Source organism: Wolbachia endosymbiont (group B) of Aricia artaxerxes (assembly GCF_964026975.1).
In the GTDB taxonomy this organism is placed as follows: Bacteria; Pseudomonadota; Alphaproteobacteria; order Rickettsiales; family Anaplasmataceae; genus Wolbachia.
Genome location: NZ_OZ034718.1, coordinates 373,761 through 399,351, shown reverse-complemented (window position 1 = coordinate 399,351; position 25,591 = coordinate 373,761). Strand labels below are relative to the sequence as shown.

The window sequence follows — 25,591 nt, the reverse complement described above, 5'->3', positions numbered from 1 at the left end:
TTCCATATGAAAATTAAAAGAGCTTTAATATCAGTATACGATAAGACAAATATAATTGAACTTGCATCGTTTTTGATGCAGCAACAAATAGAAATTCTCTCAACAGGGAATACTTATAAAGTGCTATCAGGTGCGGGAATAAAAACGCAAGAAGTTTCAGATTACACACAATTTCCAGAAATACTAGATGGCAGAGTGAAAACTTTACATCCTAAAATTCATGGAGGAATACTCTGTGATCGAAAAAGGCACGAAAAGGAAATGCAGAATCTAGAAATTAAGCCGATAGATCTGCTTATAACTAACTTATATCCATTTTGGAAAACGGTTAATAGCAACTCAAGTGAGAAGCAAATCATAGAACAAATAGATATAGGTGGAGTAGCATTAATTAGAGCTACAGCAAAAAACTTTCATTTCACTTCAGTGATTTCTAGCATTCAAGATTACGAAACACTGAAAGCTGAGATGATCAAAAATAACAATCAGACAACATTAGAATATAGAAAACATCTAGCAACTAAAGCATTTGCTCTGACTGCACAGTATGATTCTAATATTTACAATTGGTTTTTATCACAGGGTAAAAGCAATGAGTTACCAGAGTTTTTTACTTTATATGGATGTAAAGCACAAGGACTCAGATATGGTGAAAATCCTCATCAAAAAGCTGCATTTTATAGCAATCAATTTAGCAAGTATCCACTGGAGAAAATACATGGAAAAGAGTTGAGCTATAATAATATAGTCGACATAGAGTCTGCACTTAACATAATTTCTGAGTTTCAAGAACCTGCAGCAGTGATAATAAAGCACAATAATCCATGTGGCGCTGCTGTTAGTGATAGTGCTTTAAAAGCATATGAAAAAGCTCTATCATGTGATGAAATAAGCAGTTTTGGTGGAATAGTTGCTTTCAATCGGGAGATAGATTTAAAGCTAGCAGAGAAATTAAACGAGATATTTTTGGAAGTGATGATAGCACCATCGGTAAACAATGAGGCACTAAAAATTTTACAAAAAAAGAAAAATTTAAGAGTGATTATTCATCAATCTCTTCAGCAAAATGCAAAATATCAAATCAAAAATGTTGTTGGCGGGTTCTTAGTGCAAGAAAATAATAACCATACAGTAAAAGTAGAAGAAATAAACCGAGTGACAGAATGCACTACAACAAAAAAAGAGAAGGAAGATCTTATTTTTGCTTGGAAAATATGTAAACATGTAAAATCCAATGCAATAGTGATAGCAAAAGACGGTTGTGCTATTGGCATCGGTGCAGGACAAACAAGCAGAATAGATAGTGTGAATATTGCAGTAAAAAAAGCAGGTGAAAAATGTAAAGGCGCAGCGCTTGCTTCAGATGCATTTTTTCCATTTCCAGATAGTATAGTAGAAAGTGCAAAGCATGGAATTACAGCTATAATTCAGCCAGGTGGCTCATTGAAAGATCAAGACGTGATAGCAGCTGCAAATGAGAATAAAATTGCCATGTTTTTCACTGATGTTCGTAACTTTCTCCATTAAGCTTTGTATCCTGTCAAAATTATACCCACACAGGGCTTTGTTGCATAGCAGCTTATAGGTATGAAAATTGTAGTAAATTTATGTAGTTACTTTAAACTCAACTATACCTATCTGTAATTGTAAGCTGTACTCTTGAGCTCCTGATGCGATTTATAGCAAATCCTAAAATGCCTTGCTGTTTTTCCTTATAGACATTCAGCTTACCTTGTACATTAGCCTATCTGGATGACATTTTACTTTTTCTAGAATATAATAATTCCCTAGAAATTACCCTACTCAATTCTATTGTACCTTGTTTAACATTGAAACATGAGTCTGGAATCTAGAAATTTTTTAAGAACAAAAGTTATTCTAAGTTTTTGTTGGTAAGAAAGACTGGATTCCAGTGGGCTTTGTTACATAGCTCAGATAAAAAGAACTGGAAGTTACTGACGAAATTCACTATAAAACAGGCATTTAACCTACGAAAGAAAAATATGTCACAAAAAATGAGAGTCAGTAACTGCCATGGATATAACAGATTTCTGCAAGAAAGAGGAAATATTTTTCATTTTATTAATGAGGCAATAGAAAATTGGTACGAAAATAGCCCCAAAATGCGAGGTGGAAATTATATTTATAGTAATAAAGTTGTGATTTTAGTGCATATAGTCGCTAGTCTCTTTAGAATTGGCTTAAGACAAACGGTAGGGTTTATAAAAGGATATTTGCAGCAAGTAGTTAGCAGTCATTAGCTATTCGCAGGCTTCAAGAAGGTTTCAATATTAAGATCAATGATTGCAGAGTTGATAAAAACAATATGGAAGATATTGAAATTGCCATAGACAGTACAAGTATCAGATAATACACCTGGTCACAGTAAGGAAAATAGCGAAGTATCGCAGTTATAAACAGGTAAGAAAGCTACACGTAATATTGAGTATAAATAGTAAAAAAGCTATAGCTGCACAATATAGCAATGGTGCCTACTCCGACCATTATGGTGCTTGCGACTTGCTCAGCTTTCAGCATGCTATAAAAGCATTATATGCAGACAGAGCCTATCAAGCTTTATAAATTGTGCAAAAAATATGATATAAAGACAAAATTTTACCGAAAAATCGTGCAGCGGAGCATACAAAATTGGATTATATGGCTGAAAGGAATGCTGCCATTAGATTATGTGGTAAAGACGGTGTGAAAGAGTGGAAGAAGGAAGCAGTTTATGGAAAAAGGTCATATATTGAAGGATTTTTTTCAAGATTAAAGCAAATATTTGGGTTTAGTTTTAGAAATAGATCTGAAGTAAATCGAGAAAAAGAGTTGCTAATAAAATGTTACTTACTCAATAAATTTACTGATATTGGCATGGCTAAGTTTTAGGTAGTTTCATGAATTTTTTATGCTTTACCCACTATCCGATAAGCGATGCAACAAAGCCATCCCAGTGTAAGCTACTCGGTTGACACCATCATAGAGATCAGCTACTTGGATGATAAAAGTAAGAAATATCGAAGTGTTGTGCTAGACTTTATACCTCTTGCATTCAAACTCACATAAATCATGAATTGTGCACGCTTCACACAAAGGTTTTTGTGCCTTGCAAATGTATCTACCGTGTAAAACTAGCCAATGATGAGCATAAAGTAGGTATTTTTTTGGCACTACATTCAAAAGAGACTGCTCTGTTTTAAGTACATCTTTTTCTTTCACAAGCCCAACTCTATTGCTCACTCTAAAAACGTGAGTATCAACTGCCAATGTTGGAATACCAAGCCCTGAATTTAAGAACACATTAGCGCTCTTTCTCCCAACCCCTGGTAAAGATACCAAATCATCGAAATTAGTAGGCACTTTGCTATTGTACCTCTCAATCAATATTTTGCTGAGCCCGATTATATTTTTTGCTTTGGAATTATATAAACCAATACTGCTTATGCATTTTCTCAGCTCACTTTGCCCAAGATTCAACATCTTTTCTGGCGTATCAGCGATACTAAATAGCTCCTTTGTAATTTTATTAACACTTATATCGGTCGTCCGCGCTGACAGAACTATTGCAACTAATAACGTAAAATGATTGGTATAATTTAGCTCTATTTTTGGCGCAGGATTTGACTGTTGAAATTTTTCAAATATTAATTCTACTTTTTTTGAGTCCATGCATAGAGCTAAAAGCTTATACTATACTGTTTGCTGTGCAAATTCAATTGCTTGAGGATTAGATAGTCCTTCAGTATTAACATCAGACATATCAGTTTTTACCTCATCAAAATTCCTCTCAGCAAATTTGCTTGCCACTTCTGCAAAACACTTTCTAACAAGAGGCATAATTATCGGCATTAATAGCCTTCGTGGATCATACCGTCCTAACAGATCAGTCTCCTTTTGCACTCTATCTCTTGGATCCTCTTCTAGTAAATCTTTTGTGTGCTTGTCAGCATATATTTCACAGCCTTTTGAGAAAACAGGAGCTAACATTTCAATTAATACTGCCAATAACAATAGTGGACCAAGTACAGCTCCACCAACAGTTAATCCATTAGCAATGAAATTTATTGTAACTAAATAAACAGAAAAAGCAGCTAAAGGATAGTTGATAAGAAGCTTACTACTTAGCTCGATATAGCTCATTTTACTCATGAATTCATCAGTAGAAATTTCTGAATTTTTATACTTTTCCATATAATAATTCACTAATAAACCAGAGGCTCTACTAATAGCGATGTTAAATGCTATGATCCACCATGAAAAATAGCAACCTATAGTAACTGTAGTTAACAGGCCTAAGGGTAGAACACTAAGAGTCCGAATAAATAGTAAGGCATTTTTACGTTCTATAAATCTTAACGCTAATTCTTTTTTATCCTCATCTACTAGGTTCTTTTTTTCCTTTAGAGGAGAAATATAATTGAATAATTGTATGCTTGGCTTTGCTATATATTGATATAACTCTTGCATTAACTTTGCACTTTGTACACTCCTCTGAAAATTATCTAAATTTGGATTTAGCAAAATCCTCTCTATTTGAGCCTGAAGTTCATTATAGCTTTTTAGGTCTTCTCCAAACGAACAATCATTTCTTTTTAGTATAGCAATCAACCCATCAAAATCTTTACCTACAGCTTCTTCCTCACTGATTTTTAGCTCGTTAAACAACTTTCTCCTATAGTGAAACTCTCTTGCCGTTAAACGTCCATTACTTTCAGCATCAACGCTGACTTTAACACAAGGATTTCCTGACTCCAAAGGTTTAATGTACTTTTTTAGCTCTTGATAAGCTTTATAAATCTGATCAAATCTATTTTTGTTTCCACCTTTGTCAGGATGGTTTACAAGTATCAATTTATTATATTGTTTTTTCAGAAACTTGCTAAGAGCTTGATAATCTTTACCTACAATTTGTTCAGCTTTTATCTCTAGTACGTTAAACAGACCATTACTATCATAAAACTCCTGACCAGTTAACTTAAAATGTTGACTCATTACTACACCTCACATAAATACACGATGCTATCAGTATAATATATTTAATGTTTCACACAAGCATAAAAATATCAAGCAACCACTAAGAGAAGAAACCCTCTTTCCCATCATACAAATACAACTTATCCATTCTCACCACATCAAAATTGTGTTCCTCAAATTTGATTAGCAAGTTATTCACATCACTATTTGTAATTTCATTATTTGCAATAAACCTGCAGATTATTTGGTCACTTGAAGACTTTGAGCCTCCTGGCCAAATTGCAAGTCCTTTTGAGTATATTGCTATCATTTTCAGATTACTCGATTCAAATAACCTAACTATTTGATCAAAATTGTTGGATTTGTCCCAAGCAAGCGTTATATCACTACCCACTAGCTTTTTAACTTTGTAATCTTGTTCGTAATTGTCTTGTACTTTATTTATTTTACTATCCGAATCACTGCTAATTATAAGCTCAGATAACGTTGTGGGTTTTTTCCCTAGATTATCTATAACAGCTTTTGCAAATTCTTTTGTTCCAACCTTTTGTTTACTCTTTTTCTCCTTATATAAATCAGCGGTATGTACTCCATCTTCCAAAGTCTTGAGCCATGCATCGTAGATTAGTTTTGCAGTACTCACTTGACCAATATAGACCAACATATGTACTGCGGCATTTAAAAGACCAGAAGGATTAGCTATATTTTTTCCTGCAATATCAGGAGCAGAGCCGTGAACCGCTTCAAACATTGCATATTCATTACCTATATTGCTACTTCCTGCAAGCCCTACAGAACCTGAGGTTTGTGCTACTATGTCTGATAATATGTCGCCATATAGATTTTCAGTTACTATAACATCGAAATTCTCGGGTTCTGTGGCAACACGTGCCATTCCAATATCAACTATATAATGTTCCGCCTTTATATCCGGATATTCTTTTGCAATACGATCAAACGCTGCATGAAAAGCGCCGTCAGTCATTTTCATTATGTTGTCTTTAGTCAGGCAAGTTACTTTCTTTCTGTTATGTTTTTTCGCATATTCAAAAGCATACCTGCATATTTTTTCTGAGCCAGATCTAGTAATAATTTTAGTGCATTGGTACGAGTCACCAGTGAGCCTATGCTCTATTCCGGTGTAAACGTCCTCTTCATTTTCGCGTATTACAACAACATCAAATTTATCGAATTTATTTTCTATAACAGGGTGATACGAAATGCATGGTCTAATGTTTGCATACAGCCCTAAGTTCTTTCTGAGTGCAACGTTTAAGCTTTTGTGCCCTTTACCTTGAGGGGTTGTTGTTGGAGATTTGAGTAATATCTTTGTCCTTTCGATAGATTCCCAACCACTTGGAGAAATGCCGTGAGACCATTCTTTACTATAAACACACTCTCCTATTTCAATAATATCTACTGAAATCTTTGCTTTCGCTTCACGCAATATCGATAGCACCGCTTCCATAATTTCTGGTCCGATACCATCACCATACGCAACTGTGACTGATGTTGACATAACTTCCTTAACTGTAAATGATTTAATGTTAATTCAAATAATATAGTGGCACAAGCAGCTAGTACTGTACAAGTTGACATATTTACAGTTATTTAATAACATGTTCTTATGTCAGTTAGTAATGCGGGTGGGGTTATATGGATACTAAAATAAGCTATGCAAGAGTTACGAGACGCATTTTTGCATTTGCGTTTGATCATATTTTATTAACGGCGATAAAGTATTTTATTGGATTTAACGTTGGATGTACCTTAGGTTCTTTAACACCCAATGCGGTTAAAATAATTTCAGACAACGCAACAATTCTTAATGTAACAGCGCTAATATTGGCATTAGCATTTTATGCATTTACGATAATAGAATTCGGCGGAACTCCGGGACAATTATTGCTTCGTATGCATATAAAAGACAAAAATACACTTGAAAAAATCACTATAACACAAACAATAATCAGAACAGGAACTTTTGGAGTGTTATATTTTATAATTTTTTATACAATATTGAGTATTTCTAGTCTATTTATAATTTTACCAATTATTATCATATTGTTTGCAACATTTGATAAGCATAAACAGTTCCTTAATGACAAAATTGCAAAAACAGTAGTGATAGACTATAAACCTAGTTGATGTTTTTCTTTAGTTGTTATCACCAAGGGTGTTATTCCAGCGCGTGACCCACATCTGTACGAACATTGCAATTAGCAGGTAATTTGCATAATAGACGGTGTCATTCCAGTGCTTGACACTGGAATCCAGTTTTCCATATAATCTCATCGAAAACGTTGTAACCACTTTCTATGCTAGTGTGCTTTCATCAACCTGGATCCCAGTGTCAGCTACTTTCATGACAAGAAAAGAAGCACTGGTTTCACATGAATCTGAACAGATATCATGTTTTTCTTTAGTTTACTGCTTGCAAAGTGACTTTTTTCGTTTCTGCATGAGCTAAATTAACTACCAATATCATACCTGAAGAACCCACCTGACCATTCTAGAAAATTTAATGCTGAGTACACTTTACTTTTAGCTTCTTCCACAGTGTTTCCTTCTCCTACTATATTTAGTACCCTTCCGCCATCGGAAATCCAATTACCATTTTCATCTAGCTTAGTACCAGCATGAAATACTAGCACTCCAGGAATGTTTTCAATTTTATCCAATCCTTTAATTACCTCTCCTTTTTGATAATCACCAGGATAGCCTTTACTTGCAACGACTACACAAACTGTAGTTTTGTGATTAAACTCCACCATTTTTGTATTTAACTTGCCTTCTGCAACTGATAACATCAACTTTAGCAAATCACAATTTGGATCAAGTCTAGGTAACATAGATTGTATTTCCGGATCCCCAAACCTAACATTATACTCAAGAAGCTTTGGACTATCTTTGCAAATCATTAAACCAGCAAAGAGTACTCCTTTATAGGATGTTCCCATGTTAGTCAGTGCTTGAATTGTAGGATATATTATTTTTTGGATAATTTTTTGCTCCATCTCCTTACTTATAATCGAAGGTGATGAGTATGACCCCATGCCTCCAGTATTTTGTCCCTCATTATTTTCACCAACTCTCTTGTAATCTTTTGCACACCCAAGGGTTACTACCTTCAACCCATCAATAAGAGCAAAAAAACTTACTTCCTCTCCAATTAAAAACTCTTCTATGATTATTTCTTCACCTGACTCACCAAGATTTTTCTCCACTAGCATTGAATCTATTGCTGAAAAAGCCTCATTTTCTGTGTGGCATATTATGACACCTTTCCCTGCTGCAATTCCATTTGCTTTAATTACAAGCGGCAATTTTATTTTATTACTACGGACAAAATTTTTAGCTAACCTTTCATCAATAAAACGTTCATACTTGGCGGTCGGTATACCATATTGTTTACATAGTTCCTTCGTAAAAGACTTTGATGCCTCAAGTTTTGCAGCTGCTTGACTTGGAGCAAAAACGTTTATCCCCTCCGCAGTTAAATCATCAGCAAGTCCATTAATTATCGGTTGCTCTGGACCAATAATTACTAGCTCTATATTTTCTTTCTTGCAAAATTGTGTAACATCCACTGAATCTTGAATATTTATATTCACAAGAACTCCAAAATTCTCCATGGCCGGGCGACCAGGAGTAACATATAACTTAGTCAAGATAGGAGACTTCTTTAGAGCCCAAAGTAAAGCATGCTCACGCCCACCAGAACCTATAACCAAAACCTTCATCTTTATTTCCTCGCTTTTCTATATATGTCAAAATTATTGTTTGCTTATAACAGTATCATTACTCATGTATCTTTGCAACACGTTTGGTATTGTAACTGACCCATCGGAATTTTGATAATTCTCCATTATGGCAACAATTGTTCTTCCTATGGCTAAAGCTGAGCCGTTTAAAGTGTGAACGTATTTTTTTGTTTTTCTGTCATTTTCTAAGAAGTATTTAGTGTTCATTCTTCTTGCCTGGAACGTACCGCAATTTGAGCAGCTTGATATTTCTCTATATTTATTTTGCTCAGGTAACCATACCTCTATGTCATAAGTCTTTTGTGCAGCAAAACCCATATCGCCACTGCAAAGTAGCATTACTCTATACGGTAGTTCTAATTTTTTTAATATTTCCTCAGCAGCATTTGTCATGCGTTCAAGCTCATCATTTGACTGGTCTTCAGTTGTGATGCTTACCAACTCCACTTTACCAAATTGGTGTTGCCTTATCATACCTCTTGTATCTCGTCCTGCGCTACCAGCTTCTTTACGAAAACATTCTGAATATGCAGTAAAACGAATAGGCAGTTCTTTTTCTTCTATTATTTTGTCAGCAACTAAATTTGTTAAAACTACTTCACTTGTGGGAATTAATCTTAATTTATCGGTAGTTAAATATGAATCATCAAAAAATTTTGGTAGTTGACCAACATTATACATCGCCCTATCCTTTACTAAAACTGGATGATGCACTTCAGTATAACCAAATTCATTAACATGTGTTTCCAGCATAAAATTTATTAATGCTCGTCCAAGCTTAGCTAACTGTCCTTTTAGTATTGTAAACCTTGATCCAGAAATTTTTGCTGCTTGTTCAAAATCCATCAAGCCTAACCTTTCTCCGAGTTCATAATGAAATTTTGGTGTAAAATCAAATTTTCTTCTCTTTCCATATTTTCTGATTTCTACGTTGGAGCTCTCATCTTCACCTGTTGGTACATTTTGTGCAGAAATATTTGGTAAGTTAGATAAAATATCCACTAACTTATTTTTTTCTGTTTGCTCCTTGAGGCTGATTGTCTCTATCTCACTTGTGATGCTTTTTGATAACTTTACTTGTTCTTCACATGGGCTTTTGTTCATTTTAAGCCTCTTTATTTCTTCCGTGACCTCGTTTCGTTGCTTATTTAAAGCTTGCAATTTAGTAGTCAGTGATCTTTTTTTATGGTCAATCTCTAATATTTCTTTTGCAGTAAATTCTTTCACCCCTCTGCTTTTTATTGCTTTTTCAAATCCTTTAGGGTTTTTGCGTATATGTTCTATATCATGCATATGTTGTGCTATTACTAACATCATTACTCTACTTCAAAAGCTTTGAATGCTCAATATTTTTACATATAAATGCTAATATTGATTTTACCTTCATAATTTGCTAGAATTAATAAACGTGAAATATAATATGTTAGCCATCATAGAAAGATACAATAAATCTAAAGAGAGTACTCACTTCACTAAACTTAAGGCTAGTGGAAGATTTGCTGTCTACGCTTTTTGTATATATTTGGCGACTACATTTACCATTGGCTGTTTGGGATTAATAATGGGATCTTTCCTCTTAACCTTACCACTTGCTATGCTCATCTCCAACCCTATAGCTTGGATCTTAATGGGAATAGTGCTTGCAGCGACATACAAGATGGTTATTGAACCTTTATTTTACTTGGTAAAAGGTTATGTTGATGAAAAAGGAACTGTAAAGGAAGAAAAGAGTCCAAAAGAGCAAAAATTCACAAGAAGTAAATCACTGGATAGTGGACTAGATACTATATCAAGACAAACAAATGATTCGGATCAGAGGGTACGTAGAAATTCCTATTCTCCATCTACAGATAGTGGTATTGTACCAGGAAGTGAACCTGCCTCAAGTAACAATAGTCGTAGAAATTCTAATGCTTCAGGAGATAGTGGTTTGGGTGGCAAAGAGTTTCATGAAAATTTACAAACTCTTATGCATCAGACAAATAGAGAAAATTACTATTACTGGCTACAAGAACATGATATTTCTCATATTGCAAGAGCTGTATATAACTATTCAGAAAATTCAAGTGGCAATGTAGTTTTTTGTATTCCTGGTGATGTGAGTACTTTAAACTCAAAACTGAAAGAGTATAAAATAGAACAAGGGAACACAAAAAAAATCTTTGCCTCGATTATTAATTTAGGAGGAAATCACTGGGTAACACTGATAGTCACATGTAATGGTAACAGACAATTTAGAGCTTATTATTGTGACTCATTTGGTAATAAATTACCAAATGAGGTTGAAGGAAAGGTAAAAGACGATATAAGTCTTGCTAATGAGATTGCTGAGAAGTGTCTAGTACCCTTAAATAATGAGGTGGGAAGTTTAATACGGAAAAGAGAAAATAATCCAGATAATGCTAGCCTTAAAGAGAAAAAAGATGATGTTGAAAAAACATTAGGTCATGCAAGAGAATATAGAAATAAGTTAGTTAGTAAGCCAATTGATACTAGTTATATAGTGGGCATATTGCAGGAAACCTTAGAGATAGGAAATGATAGCATAAAGAGTTCTGCGGTTGATCAGCAAAAAGATGGCTGTAATTGTGGAGTATTTGCTTTAGAAAATGCTCATAGGATTACGGAAATGCTCAACGAGGATAAATCATTTGATGAAATTGACAGAGAGTTATCAAAGTACAAGCCTAGTCCAGGACAATTGCACGAGAAGAGAAGAGAGTTCGCAAAAGCACTTATGGAGGATGAAGAGTGGAAAGAATCCATTGCTGAAGGTGGAATTTTACATGATACTATACAGCAGCTCATTTCTGAAGATAGTAAGAAAGAGGAGGCACAATCTACCATAAGTTCGATTATTCAAAATGTTACCACAACGTGTGCAAGACGTTTGGGCTTAAGTAATTAATCTATAAAATCTATGTCCCTACAAATAGGAAGTTTGACGATTGATTCTCCAGTTATTTTAGCGCCAATGTCTGGAGTGACTGACTATCCATTTAGGAGTATTGTAAAGAAACTTGGTGCAAGTTTGCTAGTCTCAGAAATGATTGCAAGCAGAGCTATGATCATGCAAACTCGCCAGAGCATGCAAAAAGCAAAAGTCGATGAACTAACCGCTGTACAACTTGCTGGTTGTGAGCCTGATGTTATGGCGGAAGCTGCAAAGTTAAATGAGGGCATGGGTACAAAAATCATAGATATAAATTTTGGTTGTCCAGTTAAAAAAGTTGTAAACGGTTACGCAGGGTCAGCACTTATGCGTGATGAAAAAAAGGCTGCTGAGATAATAGAAGCTGTAGTCAAGGCAGTGAGTGTGCCAGTTACAGTAAAAATGCGTACTGGATGGAATGACGAAAATCGTAATGCTCCGCGCTTGGCAAAAATTGCAGAAGATTTGGGAGCAAAGATGATTACTGTACATGGAAGGACAAGGGCACAGCTTTATAATGGTCAAGCAGATTGGAAATTCGTTAGAAATGTTAAAGAGCAGGTAAAAATTCCAGTTATAGTAAATGGAGATATTAAGAGTTTGAATGATGTTCAAAGTGCACTTAAAGAATCTGGGGCAGATGGAGTAATGATAGGTCGTGGTGCTTACGGCAAACCTTGGCTGATTAATCAAGCAATAAACTTTTTGAGTGGAAATAAAGTTTCTGAGCCAACAGCCTCAGAGAGATTAAGCATAATACTCAAGCATTATGACAGTATTCTTGAGTACTATGGAAGCGATACAGGAATAAAGATGGCCCGCAAACATATAGGATGGTACAGTAGCGGGCTTCAAAACTCATCTGAATTTCGTGTAAGAGTAAATAACATAATAGACAGCACAGAGGTGAAAGAAAATATAATTGATTTTTTTAGTTAAAAACAGATTAAACATACTACCTCATTAGATATATTCAATTTGACTGATCATAGTGCGATGCCACCACACTCTCTTCTTCATCAGAATGTAATTGATAACTATTATCACTCAGCAATTTTTCGTCATAAGTCTCAATATCAAAATATTTTTCATATTTATCTATATTTTCACAAAGCGAAAGTGCTTTCACCTTATTCATAATCAGACCCGTACCAGCAGGAATTAACCTTCCTACTATAACATTTTCTTTTAACCCACTCAAAGGATCACTCTTTCCGCAAAATGCTGCTTCCGTAAGTACTTTTGTTGTTTCTTGGAAAGAGGCAGCAGAAATAAAGGAATTAGTTTCAAGGCTTGCTCTAGTAATTCCCTGCAGAATAGGAAGATAATGAGCAGGTCGTTTTCCAGAGTTATTCATAGCATCATTTTCTCTATCAATTTCCAGCCTGTCAATATTTTCTCCAATTAAGTACATAGTATCACCAGGATCGGTAATTTCTACTTTTTGTAGCATTTGCTTTAAGATCACTTCTAAATGCTTGTTATCTATGCGCACACCTTGCAATCTATAAACTTGCTGTATTTCAGAAATCATATAGTGTGCTAACGCTTCTAACCCAAGCACACGTAGAATATCATGAAGATCAGGATCGCCATCCATCAATAAATCACCTTTACGCACAAAATCACCTTCATTAACTATTACATGCTTACTTCTTGATACTAAATACTCAACTGGAGAAGCTTGCTTATCTACAGGTTTAATTACTATACTGCGTTTTCCTCTACGGTCTTTTTCAGAGAACATTACATAGCCATCTATTTCACTAACGATAGCATGCTCTTTAGGACGACGTGCTTCAAATAATTCTATAACCTTAGGCAAGCCACCAGTAATATCACGAGTTCTAACTGACTCTCTCGGCGTTCTTGTGATAACATCACCTGCATGAACCTTTTGGCCATCCTGTACATTAAGCACTGCACCAACTGGTATAAAGTAACATGCTTCCACACCACTTGAAAGTGTTATTACTTTTTCATTATCATCAAGCAGTGCAATACGAGGACGTAAATTAGCTACACCAGAGTACAATTTCCAATCTTTTACTACTCTATTTGATATCCCTGTAGATTCATCCATCACTTCAGTGATTGAAATTCCATCTTTTAAATCCTGGTAAGATATTGTACCACTCTTTTCCGTAATAATAGGTAGTGTATACGGATCCCATTCCGCAACTTTATCACCAATTTTTACTAACTCACCCTCATTTACATAAAGTTTAGCACCATAAGGCACACTGTGCTTCAATTTTTCACTACCAAGGCTATCAATTAAAACGACTTCACAGGAACGGCTTATCACAATTTTATTTCCGTTTTTATCTATAATTATATTACTATTGTTTAATTTTATTCTAGCATTAATAGAAGCTATAATATTTGAGGATTCAACACCTCTAGTCATTACCCCACCTATATGGAAAGTACGCATCGTTAACTGAGTACCTGGCTCTCCAACAGATTGAGCAGCGATAACACCAACTGCTTCACCTATTGAAACAATTTTACCAGTTGCAAGGTCTCTTCCATAACACAAAGAACACACACCAGGACTTATTTCACAAGTTAAAGGCGATCTAATTTTTATAACATCAAGACCTGCAATGTTGATTTGCTTTACTTTACCTTCATCAATTAGTTCCCCTGCTTTTAATAATAACTCTTTGGTTACTGGGTTATATATATCATTTGCAGCTGTTCTACCCAGTACAACACTCTCTAGAGATGCAACTATAGTACTACCTTCAACTATAGCTCTTACAATAAGGCCATTTTTCGTTTTACAGTCATGTTTTGTAACTATGCAATTTTGAGATACATCAACCAAGCGACGAGTTAAGTATCCAGAGTTTGCAGTTTTAAGTGCAGTATCAGCTAAACCTTTACGCGCACCGTGAGTAGAATTAAAGTATTCAAATACATTTAATCCTTCGCGAAAATTAGAAATTATAGGTGTTTCTATAATTTCACCAGAAGGTTTGGTCATTAACCCTCGCATTCCTGCTAACTGCTTCATCTGGGAAGTAGAACCTCTTGCACCGGAGCTAACCATCATATATATTGAATTGTACTTACTATTTTCATCATACAGAGATATCGCTTTTAACATATCATTCGCTATTATATCTGTGCACTTAGACCACTCATCTATAACTTTATTATACCTCTCACTTTTAGTGATTAGTCCGTCTTGATACTGTGCAGAAAATTTCTTAATTTCACCCCTTGTATAATCAACGTGTGTAGCTTTAGTTTCAGGTATGACCATATCGCAACGACTAAAAGAAGTACCAGAAAATGTAGCATACTCAAAGCCAAGTGTCATCAATTTATCAGAAAATACCACTGTAGCACTTTGACCGCAGCTACGATATACTAAATCAACAATACTAGTTATTTCCTTAACTGTTAATACCTGATTTATTAAATCGAAGCTTAGATTCTCATGTTTAGGAAAAATCTGCCATAATATTAAACGTCCAGGAGTTGTACAAATAGTTTTATACTGAATGTTTCCATCGCTATTGATGTGTTCCATTTTGTACTTTATATGAGAATGAATATGCAGAGTACCGTTGTTTAAGGAATGCTCAACTTCACAAAAAGCACAAAAAAGTGGTAAATCATCCTTCTTAAGTTGCTGTAAAGTTAGGTAGTATATACCAAGCACTATATCTTTACTAGGAACTATAATCGGTCTTCCATTAGAAGGACTTAAAACGTTATTAATTGACATCATCAACACTCTAGCTTCAAGTTGAGCTTCCAATGAAATTGGCACATGTACTGCCATTTGATCACCATCAAAGTCAGCGTTAAATGCTGTACAAACAAGTGGATGAAGCTGTATTGCTTTACCTTCAATAAGGACTGGCTCAAAAGCCTGAATACCAAGCCTATGTAGCGTAGGCGCTCTATTTAGCAAAACAGGATGCTCTTTTATTACTTCTTCAAGCATATCCCAAACTTCTGGCTTTTCTGCTCTTATTAACTTACTAGCAAATTTAATAGTTGGAGCCATTCCATATATTTTAAGCCTTGAGTAAACAAAAGGCTTGAATAGCTCAAGAGCCATTCTTTTCGGTAATCCACACTGATTTAGTTTCAAAGTTGGACCAACAACTATTACAGAACGTCCAGAATAATCTACCCTTTTTCCTAAAAGATTCTGACGGAAACGACCTTGCTTTCCTTTCAGCATATCGCTAATAGACTTTTTATATCCAGTAGCGCCAGCTTTATTTACCAGAGCATTACGACGACTATTATCAAAAAGAGAATCAACTGCCTCTTGTAACATTCTTTTCTCATTACGAATCATAATCTCAGGAGGATTTAAACTTAACAATTTTCTCAATCTATTATTTCGATTAATAATAGTTCTATAATGATGATTTAAATCAGAAACTGCAGGTCGACCACTTTCAAGCGATACCAAGGGACGCAAGTCAGGTGGTAAAATAGGTATAGCTGTAAGTATCATCCACTCAGGTCTGTTTCCAGACTTGATAAAATTTTCAACAATACGTAATCTCTTTATAATTTTCTTTCTTCTCATTTCAGAAGCAACAGACTCTAACTCCTGTCTTAAATTCTTCCTAATTTCATGTAAATCAAGGCGTATTAGCAATTCTCTTATAGCTTCAACACCTTGCATAGCTATAAAGCTATCGACCCCATAGCTATCTTTAGCTTCATTATAAGCTTTCTCACTAATAATTTCACCTTTTTCAAAAGAGGAAACAAGAGGATCTATTACAACATAATTATCACTATACAAAATACTTTCGATATCTCTAAGAGACATATCTAATAATGCTCCAATTCTTGAAGGAAGTGACTTCAAAAACCATATATGAGCAACAGGAGATGCAAGCTCTATATGACCCATTCTTTCTCTTCTTACTTTAGAAGATGTAACTTCTACTCCACATTTTTCGCATATACGGCCCCTATGTCTTCTTTTTTTGTACTTTCCACATAAACATTCATCATCATTGACAGGACCAAAAATTTTAGGACAAAATAATCCACCTTTCTCAACTTTGAATGTACGGTAGTTTGCAGTTGAAACATCTGTTATCTCTCCATAAGACATACGTTTAATACTTTCAGGGCTAGCAATGGAAATGCTAACCTCATTAAAAGATTGCGCGATGTTAGTATGAGATATATCTTCAATTACTATGTCATTTTGCTTCAAATCCACATTAAAACACAAGGAACGCAACTCTTTTATCATGACATTAAAGGATTCAGGAATTCCACATTCAAAGTTACTGTCACCTTTTATTACCGATTCATAAATCTTAACCCTGCCATTAATATCATCAGACTTCACAGTTAACATTTCCTGCAAAGTGTAAGCAGCACCATAGGCTTGCAATGCCCAACATTCCATTTCACCAAAACGCTGACCACCAAAATGAGACTTTCCTCCAAGAGGTTGTTGAGTAACTAAGCTATAAGGTCCTACTGAACGCGCATGAATTTTACCATCTACTAAGTGATGCAACTTAAGCATGTACATGTAACCAACTGTAACTTTGCGATCAAACTTCTCACCCGAGCAACCATCATATAATACAACTTGCCCAGAGTTATCCAATCCAGCAAGTTCAAATAGCTTTACTATTTGTTCATCTTTTGGACCTTCAAATACAGGTGCAGTAACAGGAATGCCATCACGCAACTTATACGCAAATTCAATGAGGTGATTATCATTAATATCGCGAATGTTATTACAAATAGATAAATTACTGCCACAACTATAAACCTCAATCAGGAAGTGACGTAAACTACTGTGTGCATCTTTACAAGAGTTGAAATAATTCTCTACTAATGTAGTCAATTCATTATTTAATTCATCCTTATTAGGCGTATCTAAAATAGAAGCCGTTATTTCATCATCATTAATATCCTCAAATTTTTTATTATCAAGATATAATGCTGCAAATTTTTCAAAATCATCATCACTGAGAGATCTAATTGCCTCACAAAAAGCACGTTTGATTTTATTGATCTCATCAAGAATATTGCCTACTTTTTCTCCTAATTTTTTACAAGCCCAACCTACATGCGTTTCCAATATTTGACCTACATTCATTCGCGAAGGAACGCCAAGAGGGTTAAGAATAATATCAATAGGAGTACCATCTTCTAAATAAGGCATATCTTCTACTGGAACAACTCGAGAAATCACACCTTTATTTCCATGTCTACCAGCCATTTTATCCCCTGGCTGCAAACTATGTTTTACAGCAATAAAAACTTTTACTGACATCGACACACCTTGAGGCAGATCATAGCCTTCATGCAATTTTTCTACTTTTCGCTTAAAGTTTGCTATCGCATGTGATACTTTTTCATCAAAATCTTTTTTTAAGCTCTCAACTTGCTTAGAAATAGATTGGTTTTTCAATCCTATATCCCACCATCCCTCACGTTCAATAAAATTAATACTTTCTCGATCTTGAGAGCCAGAATTAATAAGAATTTTTCTTAATTCATCATAGAAATATTGATTAATAACATTGATTATATGGTCTCGTTCTTTCTCAAAGTCGTTTGCCTCTTTTTGTTTAATAAGAAACGCCCTTTCGTTTTCTTCTTCCCCTCTGCGTGTAAAGACCTGCACATCAATCACTATCCCTTCAATATCTGGAGATGTATATAAAGAGGAATCCACACAATCAAATGACTTTTCACCAAAAATTGTCATTAACAATTTTGTCTCAGGAGGCAATGAAAGAGAATGCTTAGGTGTAACTTTCCCCACCAAAATATAACCTGGACCAACTCTTGTACCAACCTTTACTATACCACTATCATCCAAGTGATAAAGATTTTCTTCATTAACACCGGGTATGGCACGAGTTATTTTTTCCGACCCTAAAGGAGTGTCATGTACAACACATTCAAATTCTTCTATATGAATAGAAGTAAATAGATCTTTTTTAACAACTTCACTAGAAATAATGATTGAGTCTTCAAAATTATAACCTTGCCAAGACATAAAAGCGACTAGCAAGTTTTGGCCAAGTGCCAATTCACCGTTATTAATAGCAGGACCATCAGCTATCACATCACCTTCCTTAACACAATCACCTACATGCACCAGTGGTTTCTGGTTAATACAAGTATTATGGTTAGAACGCTGAAATTTTCTTAGATGATAAATATCTACATCCAAGTAGTTAATTCCTCCTTTGTCAAAAGCACGTATAACTATAGAGTTACTATCTGAGCTGTCAACTATGCCACCACGTTTTGCTAAAACTACAGCACCAGAGACAGAAGCTACGAAAGATTCCATGCCAGTAGCAACCAAAGGAGCAGTAGGCTTCAATAAAGGTACAGCTTGACGCTGCATATTTGAACCCATTAACGCTCTATTAGCATCATCATTTTCTAAAAATGGAATTAAAGAAGCAGCAACCGATATTACCTGCTTAGGAGATAAATCAATGTAACTTACTTGATTACTATTTACCATTACAAAGGTACCAGCATACCTACAGTATAACATATCATCAACAAAGCAGTTGTTCTCATCAAGCTTTGCGCTGGTATCGGCTATATAATATAAACCTTCATCTATAGCAGACAGATACTCAATTTGATCAGTAACAACCTTATTAACTACTTTCCTATAAGGACTTTCAATGAACCCATATTTATTAATACGAGCGTATATAGCTAAGCTATTAATTAAGCCTATATTCTGCCCCTCAGGAGTTTCAATAGGGCAAATTCTTCCGTAATGAGTTGGATGAACATCACGCACTTCAAATCCCGCCCTCTCTCTTGTTAAACCACCAGGACCTAACGCTGACAACCTTCTTTTATGTGTTATTTCAGATAATGGATTAGTCTGATCCATAAATTGAGATAATTGGGAAGAGTTGAAAAAATCTCTTAAGACATTGGTTAACACTTTTGGATTTATAAAATCAGATGGAGAGACTTTATCTAAACTAGAAGTAGACATAGAATCAACTACTGCCCGTCCCAATTTTAATAATCCAGTTCTAAATTGATTTTCTATAAACTCTCCAACTGAACGGACTCTTCTATTTGCTAAATGATCAATATCATCTACAGATCCTTGACCATCACGTAACAATACTATTTTTCTTATAATTTCAATAATGTCTTCATGTGTTAAAGTAGTTAAATTTTCCTCATAATTTAACCCAAGGCAAGAGTTAAGTTTTAATCTACCAATGTTAGACAAATCATAATATTCCGAACTGAAGAAAAGATTACGAAAAAACTCCTCTACTATCTTTAAAACAGGAACTTCACCAGGACGCAAAACCTTATATATTTCATATAGAGCGTTCTCATAAGACATGTTTTCATCTAAGAAAAGTGTGTTTAATATGTAAGGTCCAACAGAAACATTATCTATGTTCAACACTGATATTTTATCTATAGATAATAATTCAAGCTTTTTTATATCCTCTAATTTTATAGATTCACCAGCAGATAAGACTTTTGTAGAACTAGCACTATCTATTAAATCTTCTGCAAGAAATAAACCACATATAGAATCATAAGGAATTAGATACTCTTTCAATCCGTTATCATATAGATTTTTAGCTAATTTTGAAGTAATACGAACATTGGCTTTAAGTAACACATTGCCTTCAACATTCTTTAAATCAAAAGGAAGCCTCACTCCCTTGAATTTATCAGGGGAAAAAGGTACTCTCCAGCCACTTTTATGTTTTATATACTCTATTTTTTCATAAAATTTATTAAGTATGTCATTATTTGATAAGCCCAAAGCCTTTAATAAAACTGATATTGGCAACTTTCTCTTTCTATCAATACGAAAATACAAATGATCTTTAACATCAAACTCAATATCAAGCCAAGAACCTCTATAAGGAATAACTCTAGCAGAATAGATCAATTTGCCAGAATTGTAAGTTTTTCCCCTATCACTATCAAAAAACACTCCAGGAGATCTATGCATTTGTGAAACGATAACTTTCTCTACGCCATTGATGATGAAAGTACCTTTATCAGTCATCATAGGCAGTTCACAAAAGCGAACCTCCTGCTCTTCAGCAGATTTTATAACAGTTGCAAGCTTAGAATGATCATCATCTTCTTTAATCTCTTGATATTTTTCAAGAGAAACACCATCCTGCATAATAACAAGACGTATAGAAGCAATAACCTGAGCAGAAAAAGTTATACCACGTTTTATACATTCAGATTCACTATACTTAAGATCATCTACCCTACAATTCAAAAATTCGATAGTAGCCCTATGCAAAGGATCAGATATTGGAAAAATTGTATGAAAGATAGCTTCAAGTCTTTCATTACTCTCATTATTAGGAGTAAAGGAATTATATGACCCCTTTTGGACTTTAACCAAATCCAACAAAGAATCTTTTAAATCAATCGACCTGGAATAAGAAACTCTAGGAACAAAAGCACTAGAAGCACACATATAAGAAGAATCAACCATTAAAATACCTTCACTAATTAAAAGAGCTATATCAACATAAAATTAATATACTAACATTTTATTCAAGCTCAACTTTAGTTGCTCCTGCTTCAATAAGTTTTTGCTTTATTTTTTCTGCTTCGTCTTTAGAAACATTAGCAGTCAAATCTTTGGGTAAAGACTCAACTAATTCTTTCGCTTCTTTTAAATTCAATGTAGAATTAACTTCTCTAATAGCTTTAATCACTCCTATTTTTTTGCTTGCATCAATCTCTTTGATTACAACTTTATATTCAGCTTTTTCTTGAGCAACAGGAGCATTAGCATTATCACTAATAGGCACCCCAGCACCAACAGCTCCACCAAGAAAAGAACCACTAGGCAACCCTATTTTTTCTTCTAGAACTTTTACAAGTTCAGAAGCTTCTAATAGATTTAAAGATAATATTTTATCAACCAAATCACTTGTTACATTATTCATACTGACCACCTTATTTAACAACAAATTTATTTTTTAGAACTATAGTAATCCAAAACTCTCATAAGCCTCATAGAAGATGAATTAATAGACAATGCTAACCGAGCAGGAATATCATAAGATATTAAACGCATAATTTTAACACGCAATTCATCCAGAGAGGGAAGCTTAGCCAATTTGTTAACATCTTCCACTGTTAACAATTCATTTATATGAGCCGCACAAATCACAGACATTTTTTCTTTGTTAGCATTAATAAAATCAACTATTAACTTTGCAGCTTCTACTATAGCACTAGAATATATAATAGCAACAGAACCAGAAAATTTACCTGATAAATAAGAAAATTTACCAGTCCTTTCCAAAGCCAAGCAAGCTAGAGTATTTTTAACTACTAACATCCCACCCATTACAGATTTTAGACTATTCCTAAGAATTAATGAATTGCTAACATTCATAGACTTGAAATTTACCAATATTAAGAAATCATTATTTACAAACACATTCATTATGTTTTGTATAAATTCATCCTTATCTTTACGCTTCACAACTTCGCTCCCTTAAATTATATCTTCTACTTTGTTTATTTTATGAGCTTTACCCATAGTTGAATTTAAAAAAACGCTTTTAAAGTAAACTCCTTTCACAGAAGCAGGTTTATTGTCTCTAATTACTTTAAGAAAGGCTTTTAAATTTTCCAGCAAATCATCAATATCAAATTTAATACTTCCTAATTTACCATGAATAACCCCATTTTTATCCGTCCTGAATTTTATTTGACCAGACTTAATGGTTTTAGTAGCTTCCGCAATGTTAGAAGTCACAGTACCAAATTTAGGGTTAGGCATCAGCCCTTTAGCACCCAATACTTTTGCAATAGGAGTGATTTTTGCCATGAAATCAGGAGTAGTGATGCACCAATCAACATTCAACTTTCTACCTTTTTTTATCTCTTCAACTAAATCTTCTCCTCCTGTAATATCAGCACCAGCTTTTTCAGCTTCTAATAAATGTTTATCTTGAGCAAAAACAGCTACTTTAATATTCTTCCCGATACCTTTAGGCAAAACTACTGTACCACGCACCTGCTCTTCAGATTTACGTGAATCTACACCTAAATTGACTGCGATATCAACTGATTCATTAAATTTTGCTGAAGCAGACTCAACAATCTTCTCCAAACACTGCTTAGAATTATCATTATATGTACTCATTTACCTAACCTTCCACAACTTCTATACCCATAGATTTTGCAGTGCCTATAACCATCTTCACTGCTGAATCTTCATTATCCACTTTCATATCAACCATCTTACACTTTGCCACTTTAATGATAGCAGACATAGATAATTTAGCCACTAATTCTTTACCAGAATTACCAGAACCTTTACTTAATTTAGCTTCCTGCTTAAGCAAATAAGCCACAGGCGGACCGCTGACAGTAAAATCATGAGAGCGATCATCCTTTATGGAAATTCTCACTGTTACTAAATCACCTACTTTATAACTAGCGTTAGCAGCGCTAGTAGCTTTATTAAAAGCTTCACAAAATTTAGGAACAGGTATACCACGCGGGCCAAGTACTGAAGCAATTTTCGGTCCTGGAACTGCTTTCCCAGCTTCCATAAGTAAGTTAATCTTAGCAACTATATTACTCATAATTAATCCTCTATTTTCTCTACTTGAGCCAAATCAAGCTCTATTATTGTTGGCTTACCTAAGATTGATACTTCAACATTAATAATTTTTTTCTCGTCATTTACCATATCTACCTTACCAGTAAAATTTTGAAAAAGACCATCATTAATTTTTACTTTTTCACCTTTCTCATAACCATAACTCAACTTTTTCGTTTCTTGAGCATTGTAAAGCGCACTACACATTGAACGAATCTCATTATCCTCAATCACCTTTGGAACATTACCATTTTTCAAAAATCCATAAACCTTAAGAGATTTTGGTATATTATTAATAAAATTTAATACCTCATCGCATAAATTCATGTATAAAAAGACATAACCAGGAAAGGACTTCCTTCGTTTAGCATTTTTTTTAGATTTTAAATCCATCTCACTTAATTCTTCACAAGGAATAAAAACCCTATTAAAATAATTATTAATATTCAATCTCATAGAATTTTCTAATATATATTGGCGCACTTTCTCTTCATAATTAGAGGCAACTCTTAAAATGTACCACTTATACCTATTAAATTCCTTACGTTTTAAAATTACTTCATCATCTGAAATCATCTCAAAATGACCAGACTCATCACCACAAAACCCAGTCATTTGATTCAAAATATTTTTGCTTTCATCACACAGATGCATACATATATATACTTCACATAACTCTTTTATATCAGATTTTACATCACATACTGTCTGATAAGGAATAAACACCTCCTTAAAGTAAACAGTATTGGTTGCCAACTCGCATATATCCTTCTCATACCCGTAATCGACTTTAATGATATACCATTTATACTTATATTCCATAAATAATTCCAAATAAAGTCTTAATTACGTAAAGAGACATAAAATCTACGAAGCAAAAGAAAATCGAAAAGCATAATATAACAGTTATTACAATAAACAAAGATGACAATACCTGCTGTTTTTTTATCCAAGCAATTCTCCTTATTTCTTGCTTTATATCGCAAAAAAAAACATACAGGTTTTTTAACATTTCTACCATAATATTAATGCAGGAGCGATAGGAATTGAACCTACAACCTCTGGTTTTGGAGACCAGCGCTCTACCAATTGAGCTACACTCCTATAATTCAAAGTTTACTCTAAAATTTCCGAAACAACGCCAGAACCAACAGTTCTACCACCTTCTCTTATCGCAAAACGCAATCCTTTATCCATTGCTATTGGTACTTGCAACTCCACTTCTATACTTACATTGTCCCCTGGCATTACCATCTCCTTTCCATCTAGCAATTTTATGCTCCCAGTTACATCCGTTGTCCTTAAATAAAACTGTGGCTGATAATTTCCAAAAAATGGTGTATGCCTTCCTCCTTCTTCTTTCTTCAATATATACACCTCCGCCTTAAACTTTCTATGCGGGGTTATTGTCCCTGGTTTTGCCAATACTTGCCCTCTCTCCACTTCTTCTCTCTTTGTTCCTCTTAGTAGTATTCCTACATTGAGTCCTGCACTTCCCTTATCTAGCAACTTCTTAAACATCTCAACACCAGTACATATCGTCTTTTGCGTCGCTTTCAGACCTATTATCTCTATCTCATCTCCTGCCTTTATCTCCCCCTTCTCTATTCTTCCTGTTACTACCGTCCCTCGGCCCGATATTGAAAATACATCTTCTATTGGCAACAAAAACGGCAAATCTATAAGCCTTTTAGGTGCTACCACATACTCATCTAACTTCTCCATCAATTTATCTATTGATTTCTTTCCATACTCACTACTATCATCCTCTAATGCTTTTAACGCAGACCCAACTATCACAGGCACTTCATCACCTGGAAATCCATACTTATTCAGCAACTCTCTCACTTCCATTTCTACCAAATCTATCATATCAGCATCAGCAACATCAGCTTTATTTATATATACCACGATATATCCAACACCCACCTGTTTTGCCAGCAATATATGCTCTCTCGTTTGTGGCATCGGCCCATCAACCCCTGACACTACCAATATCGCTGCATCCATCTGTGCTGCACCTACTATCATATTCTTTACATAATCAGCATGTCCAGGGCAATCAACGTGTGCATAGTGTCTCTTTTCTGTTTGATATTCAACATGCGCTGTTGCTATTGTTATACCTCTCTTTCTTTCTTCTGGCGCTTTATCTATTTGATCATATGCTACAAAATTACCATAATGCTTTGTTATCGCCGCTGTTAACGTTGTCTTCCCATGATCCACATGTCCTATCGTTCCCACGTTTACATGCGGCTTTCCAAATGCTTCTACTATCGCTGTCATAATTAC

Annotated in this window: 19 protein-coding genes and 1 tRNA gene; 6 read left to right on the top strand and 14 right to left on the bottom strand. The window is 34.6% G+C overall.

Going from position 1 to position 25,591, the window contains the following annotated elements:
• The first annotated feature begins 6 nt into the window (after positions 1-6).
• The 3 genes from purH (at position 7) to AAGE00_RS01845 (ending at position 2,889) form a co-directional block, all read left to right on the top strand.
• Complete coding sequence (purH, locus tag AAGE00_RS01855; protein ID WP_007301976.1) at positions 7-1,527, top strand: bifunctional phosphoribosylaminoimidazolecarboxamide formyltransferase/IMP cyclohydrolase; 1,521 nt, start codon at positions 7-9, stop codon at positions 1,525-1,527.
• A 476-nt stretch (positions 1,528-2,003) separates the two neighbouring features.
• The gene (locus tag AAGE00_RS01850) at positions 2,004-2,261 is read left to right on the top strand and encodes a transposase (RefSeq protein WP_012481854.1); all 258 of its coding nucleotides are present in this window, start codon (positions 2,004-2,006) and stop codon (positions 2,259-2,261) included.
• Positions 2,262-2,658: 397 nt separating this feature from the next.
• Complete coding sequence (locus tag AAGE00_RS01845) at positions 2,659-2,889, top strand: hypothetical protein (RefSeq protein ID WP_019078687.1); 231 nt, start codon at positions 2,659-2,661, stop codon at positions 2,887-2,889.
• Positions 2,890-3,030: 141 nt separating this feature from the next.
• On the opposite strand, the gene nth is transcribed toward AAGE00_RS01845, so the two are convergent.
• The 3 genes from nth to icd form a co-directional block, all read right to left on the bottom strand.
• Positions 3,031-3,669, bottom strand: a complete 639-nt coding sequence (nth, locus tag AAGE00_RS01840; RefSeq protein ID WP_007301977.1) for an endonuclease III — start codon at positions 3,667-3,669, stop codon at positions 3,031-3,033.
• A gap of 21 nt (positions 3,670-3,690) precedes the next feature.
• Positions 3,691-4,992 carry a molecular chaperone DnaJ gene (locus AAGE00_RS01835; protein WP_213864012.1) on the bottom strand — a complete coding sequence of 434 codons (1,302 nt, stop codon included), beginning with the start codon at positions 4,990-4,992 and terminating at the stop codon, positions 3,691-3,693.
• An 82-nt stretch (positions 4,993-5,074) separates the two neighbouring features.
• On the bottom strand, positions 5,075-6,493 hold the full coding sequence (gene icd / locus AAGE00_RS01830) for an isocitrate dehydrogenase (RefSeq protein ID WP_264376920.1): 1,419 nt from the start codon (positions 6,491-6,493) through the stop codon (positions 5,075-5,077).
• Positions 6,494-6,630: 137 nt separating this feature from the next.
• On the opposite strand from icd, the gene AAGE00_RS01825 reads away from it, so the two are divergent.
• The gene (locus tag AAGE00_RS01825) at positions 6,631-7,122 is read left to right on the top strand and encodes an RDD family protein (protein WP_026097229.1); all 492 of its coding nucleotides are present in this window, start codon (positions 6,631-6,633) and stop codon (positions 7,120-7,122) included.
• A 323-nt stretch (positions 7,123-7,445) separates the two neighbouring features.
• On the opposite strand, the gene purD is transcribed toward AAGE00_RS01825, so the two are convergent.
• Together purD and serS are read right to left on the bottom strand one after the other, a co-directional pair.
• Positions 7,446-8,717, bottom strand: coding sequence for a phosphoribosylamine--glycine ligase (gene purD / locus AAGE00_RS01820; RefSeq protein ID WP_213864009.1), 1,272 nt, complete (start codon positions 8,715-8,717; stop codon positions 7,446-7,448).
• Between the two features lie 33 nt (positions 8,718-8,750).
• Complete coding sequence (gene serS / locus AAGE00_RS01815; protein ID WP_213864010.1) at positions 8,751-10,031, bottom strand: serine--tRNA ligase; 1,281 nt, start codon at positions 10,029-10,031, stop codon at positions 8,751-8,753.
• Between the two features lie 127 nt (positions 10,032-10,158).
• On the opposite strand from serS, the gene AAGE00_RS01810 reads away from it, so the two are divergent.
• Together AAGE00_RS01810 and dusB are read left to right on the top strand one after the other, a co-directional pair.
• Positions 10,159-11,646 carry a hypothetical protein gene (locus AAGE00_RS01810; protein WP_213864008.1) on the top strand — a complete coding sequence of 496 codons (1,488 nt, stop codon included), beginning with the start codon at positions 10,159-10,161 and terminating at the stop codon, positions 11,644-11,646.
• Positions 11,647-11,658: 12 nt separating this feature from the next.
• Entirely contained in the window at positions 11,659-12,609 is a 951-nt protein-coding gene (gene dusB / locus AAGE00_RS01805; RefSeq protein WP_213864007.1) for a tRNA dihydrouridine synthase DusB, read from the top strand.
• 34 nt (positions 12,610-12,643) lie between these two features.
• Here the strand turns inward: dusB and AAGE00_RS01800 are convergent, their stop codons facing one another.
• The 9 genes from AAGE00_RS01800 to tuf form a co-directional block, all read right to left on the bottom strand.
• Positions 12,644-21,163, bottom strand: a complete 8,520-nt coding sequence (locus AAGE00_RS01800; RefSeq protein WP_341815303.1) for a DNA-directed RNA polymerase subunit beta/beta' — start codon at positions 21,161-21,163, stop codon at positions 12,644-12,646.
• Between the two features lie 58 nt (positions 21,164-21,221).
• On the bottom strand, positions 21,222-21,623 hold the full coding sequence (rplL, locus tag AAGE00_RS01795) for a 50S ribosomal protein L7/L12 (protein WP_007301986.1): 402 nt from the start codon (positions 21,621-21,623) through the stop codon (positions 21,222-21,224).
• A 26-nt stretch (positions 21,624-21,649) separates the two neighbouring features.
• Positions 21,650-22,168, bottom strand: coding sequence for a 50S ribosomal protein L10 (rplJ, locus tag AAGE00_RS01790; protein ID WP_007301987.1), 519 nt, complete (start codon positions 22,166-22,168; stop codon positions 21,650-21,652).
• 12 nt (positions 22,169-22,180) lie between these two features.
• A complete protein-coding gene (gene rplA / locus AAGE00_RS01785; protein ID WP_213864005.1) occupies positions 22,181-22,834 on the bottom strand; it encodes a 50S ribosomal protein L1 in 654 nt (217 codons plus the stop codon).
• A 4-nt stretch (positions 22,835-22,838) separates the two neighbouring features.
• A complete protein-coding gene (locus AAGE00_RS01780; protein ID WP_143689749.1) occupies positions 22,839-23,279 on the bottom strand; it encodes a 50S ribosomal protein L11 in 441 nt (146 codons plus the stop codon).
• 2 nt (positions 23,280-23,281) lie between these two features.
• Positions 23,282-24,118, bottom strand: coding sequence for a transcription termination/antitermination protein NusG (nusG, locus tag AAGE00_RS01775; protein ID WP_052264680.1), 837 nt, complete (start codon positions 24,116-24,118; stop codon positions 23,282-23,284).
• Positions 24,108-24,308, bottom strand: a complete 201-nt coding sequence (gene secE, locus AAGE00_RS01770) for a preprotein translocase subunit SecE (RefSeq protein ID WP_007301991.1) — start codon at positions 24,306-24,308, stop codon at positions 24,108-24,110. Before secE ends, nusG begins: the two co-directional genes overlap by 11 nt.
• 19 nt (positions 24,309-24,327) lie before the next feature.
• Positions 24,328-24,400, bottom strand: a tRNA-Trp gene (locus AAGE00_RS01765).
• A 12-nt stretch (positions 24,401-24,412) separates the two neighbouring features.
• Positions 24,413-25,585 (bottom strand): elongation factor Tu, encoded by a 1,173-nt coding sequence (gene tuf / locus AAGE00_RS01760; RefSeq protein WP_341815302.1) that lies wholly within the window; start codon positions 25,583-25,585, stop codon positions 24,413-24,415.
• Positions 25,586-25,591 lie beyond the last annotated feature (6 nt).

What these genes read in the sequence shown, in the direction of transcription:
- purH (WP_007301976.1), top strand. Translation starts at nt 7, where the DNA reads ATGAAAATTAAAAGAGCTTTAATATCAGTATACGATAAGACAAATATA.
- AAGE00_RS01850 (WP_012481854.1), top strand. Translation starts at nt 2,004, where the DNA reads ATGTCACAAAAAATGAGAGTCAGTAACTGCCATGGATATAACAGATTT.
- AAGE00_RS01845 (WP_019078687.1), top strand. Translation starts at nt 2,659, where the DNA reads ATGGCTGAAAGGAATGCTGCCATTAGATTATGTGGTAAAGACGGTGTG.
- nth (WP_007301977.1), bottom strand. Translation starts at nt 3,669, where the DNA reads ATGGACTCAAAAAAAGTAGAATTAATATTTGAAAAATTTCAACAGTCA.
- AAGE00_RS01835 (WP_213864012.1), bottom strand. Translation starts at nt 4,992, where the DNA reads ATGAGTCAACATTTTAAGTTAACTGGTCAGGAGTTTTATGATAGTAAT.
- icd (WP_264376920.1), bottom strand. Translation starts at nt 6,493, where the DNA reads ATGTCAACATCAGTCACAGTTGCGTATGGTGATGGTATCGGACCAGAA.
- AAGE00_RS01825 (WP_026097229.1), top strand. Translation starts at nt 6,631, where the DNA reads ATGGATACTAAAATAAGCTATGCAAGAGTTACGAGACGCATTTTTGCA.
- purD (WP_213864009.1), bottom strand. Translation starts at nt 8,717, where the DNA reads ATGAAGGTTTTGGTTATAGGTTCTGGTGGGCGTGAGCATGCTTTACTT.
- serS (WP_213864010.1), bottom strand. Translation starts at nt 10,031, where the DNA reads ATGCATGATATAGAACATATACGCAAAAACCCTAAAGGATTTGAAAAA.
- AAGE00_RS01810 (WP_213864008.1), top strand. Translation starts at nt 10,159, where the DNA reads ATGTTAGCCATCATAGAAAGATACAATAAATCTAAAGAGAGTACTCAC.
- dusB (WP_213864007.1), top strand. Translation starts at nt 11,659, where the DNA reads ATGTCCCTACAAATAGGAAGTTTGACGATTGATTCTCCAGTTATTTTA.
- AAGE00_RS01800 (WP_341815303.1), bottom strand. Translation starts at nt 21,163, where the DNA reads ATGGTTGATTCTTCTTATATGTGTGCTTCTAGTGCTTTTGTTCCTAGA.
- rplL (WP_007301986.1), bottom strand. Translation starts at nt 21,623, where the DNA reads ATGAATAATGTAACAAGTGATTTGGTTGATAAAATATTATCTTTAAAT.
- rplA (WP_213864005.1), bottom strand. Translation starts at nt 22,834, where the DNA reads ATGAGTACATATAATGATAATTCTAAGCAGTGTTTGGAGAAGATTGTT.
- AAGE00_RS01780 (WP_143689749.1), bottom strand. Translation starts at nt 23,279, where the DNA reads ATGAGTAATATAGTTGCTAAGATTAACTTACTTATGGAAGCTGGGAAA.
- nusG (WP_052264680.1), bottom strand. Translation starts at nt 24,118, where the DNA reads ATGGAATATAAGTATAAATGGTATATCATTAAAGTCGATTACGGGTAT.
- secE (WP_007301991.1), bottom strand. Translation starts at nt 24,308, where the DNA reads ATGTTAAAAAACCTGTATGTTTTTTTTTGCGATATAAAGCAAGAAATA.
- tuf (WP_341815302.1), bottom strand. Translation starts at nt 25,585, where the DNA reads ATGACAGCGATAGTAGAAGCATTTGGAAAGCCGCATGTAAACGTGGGA.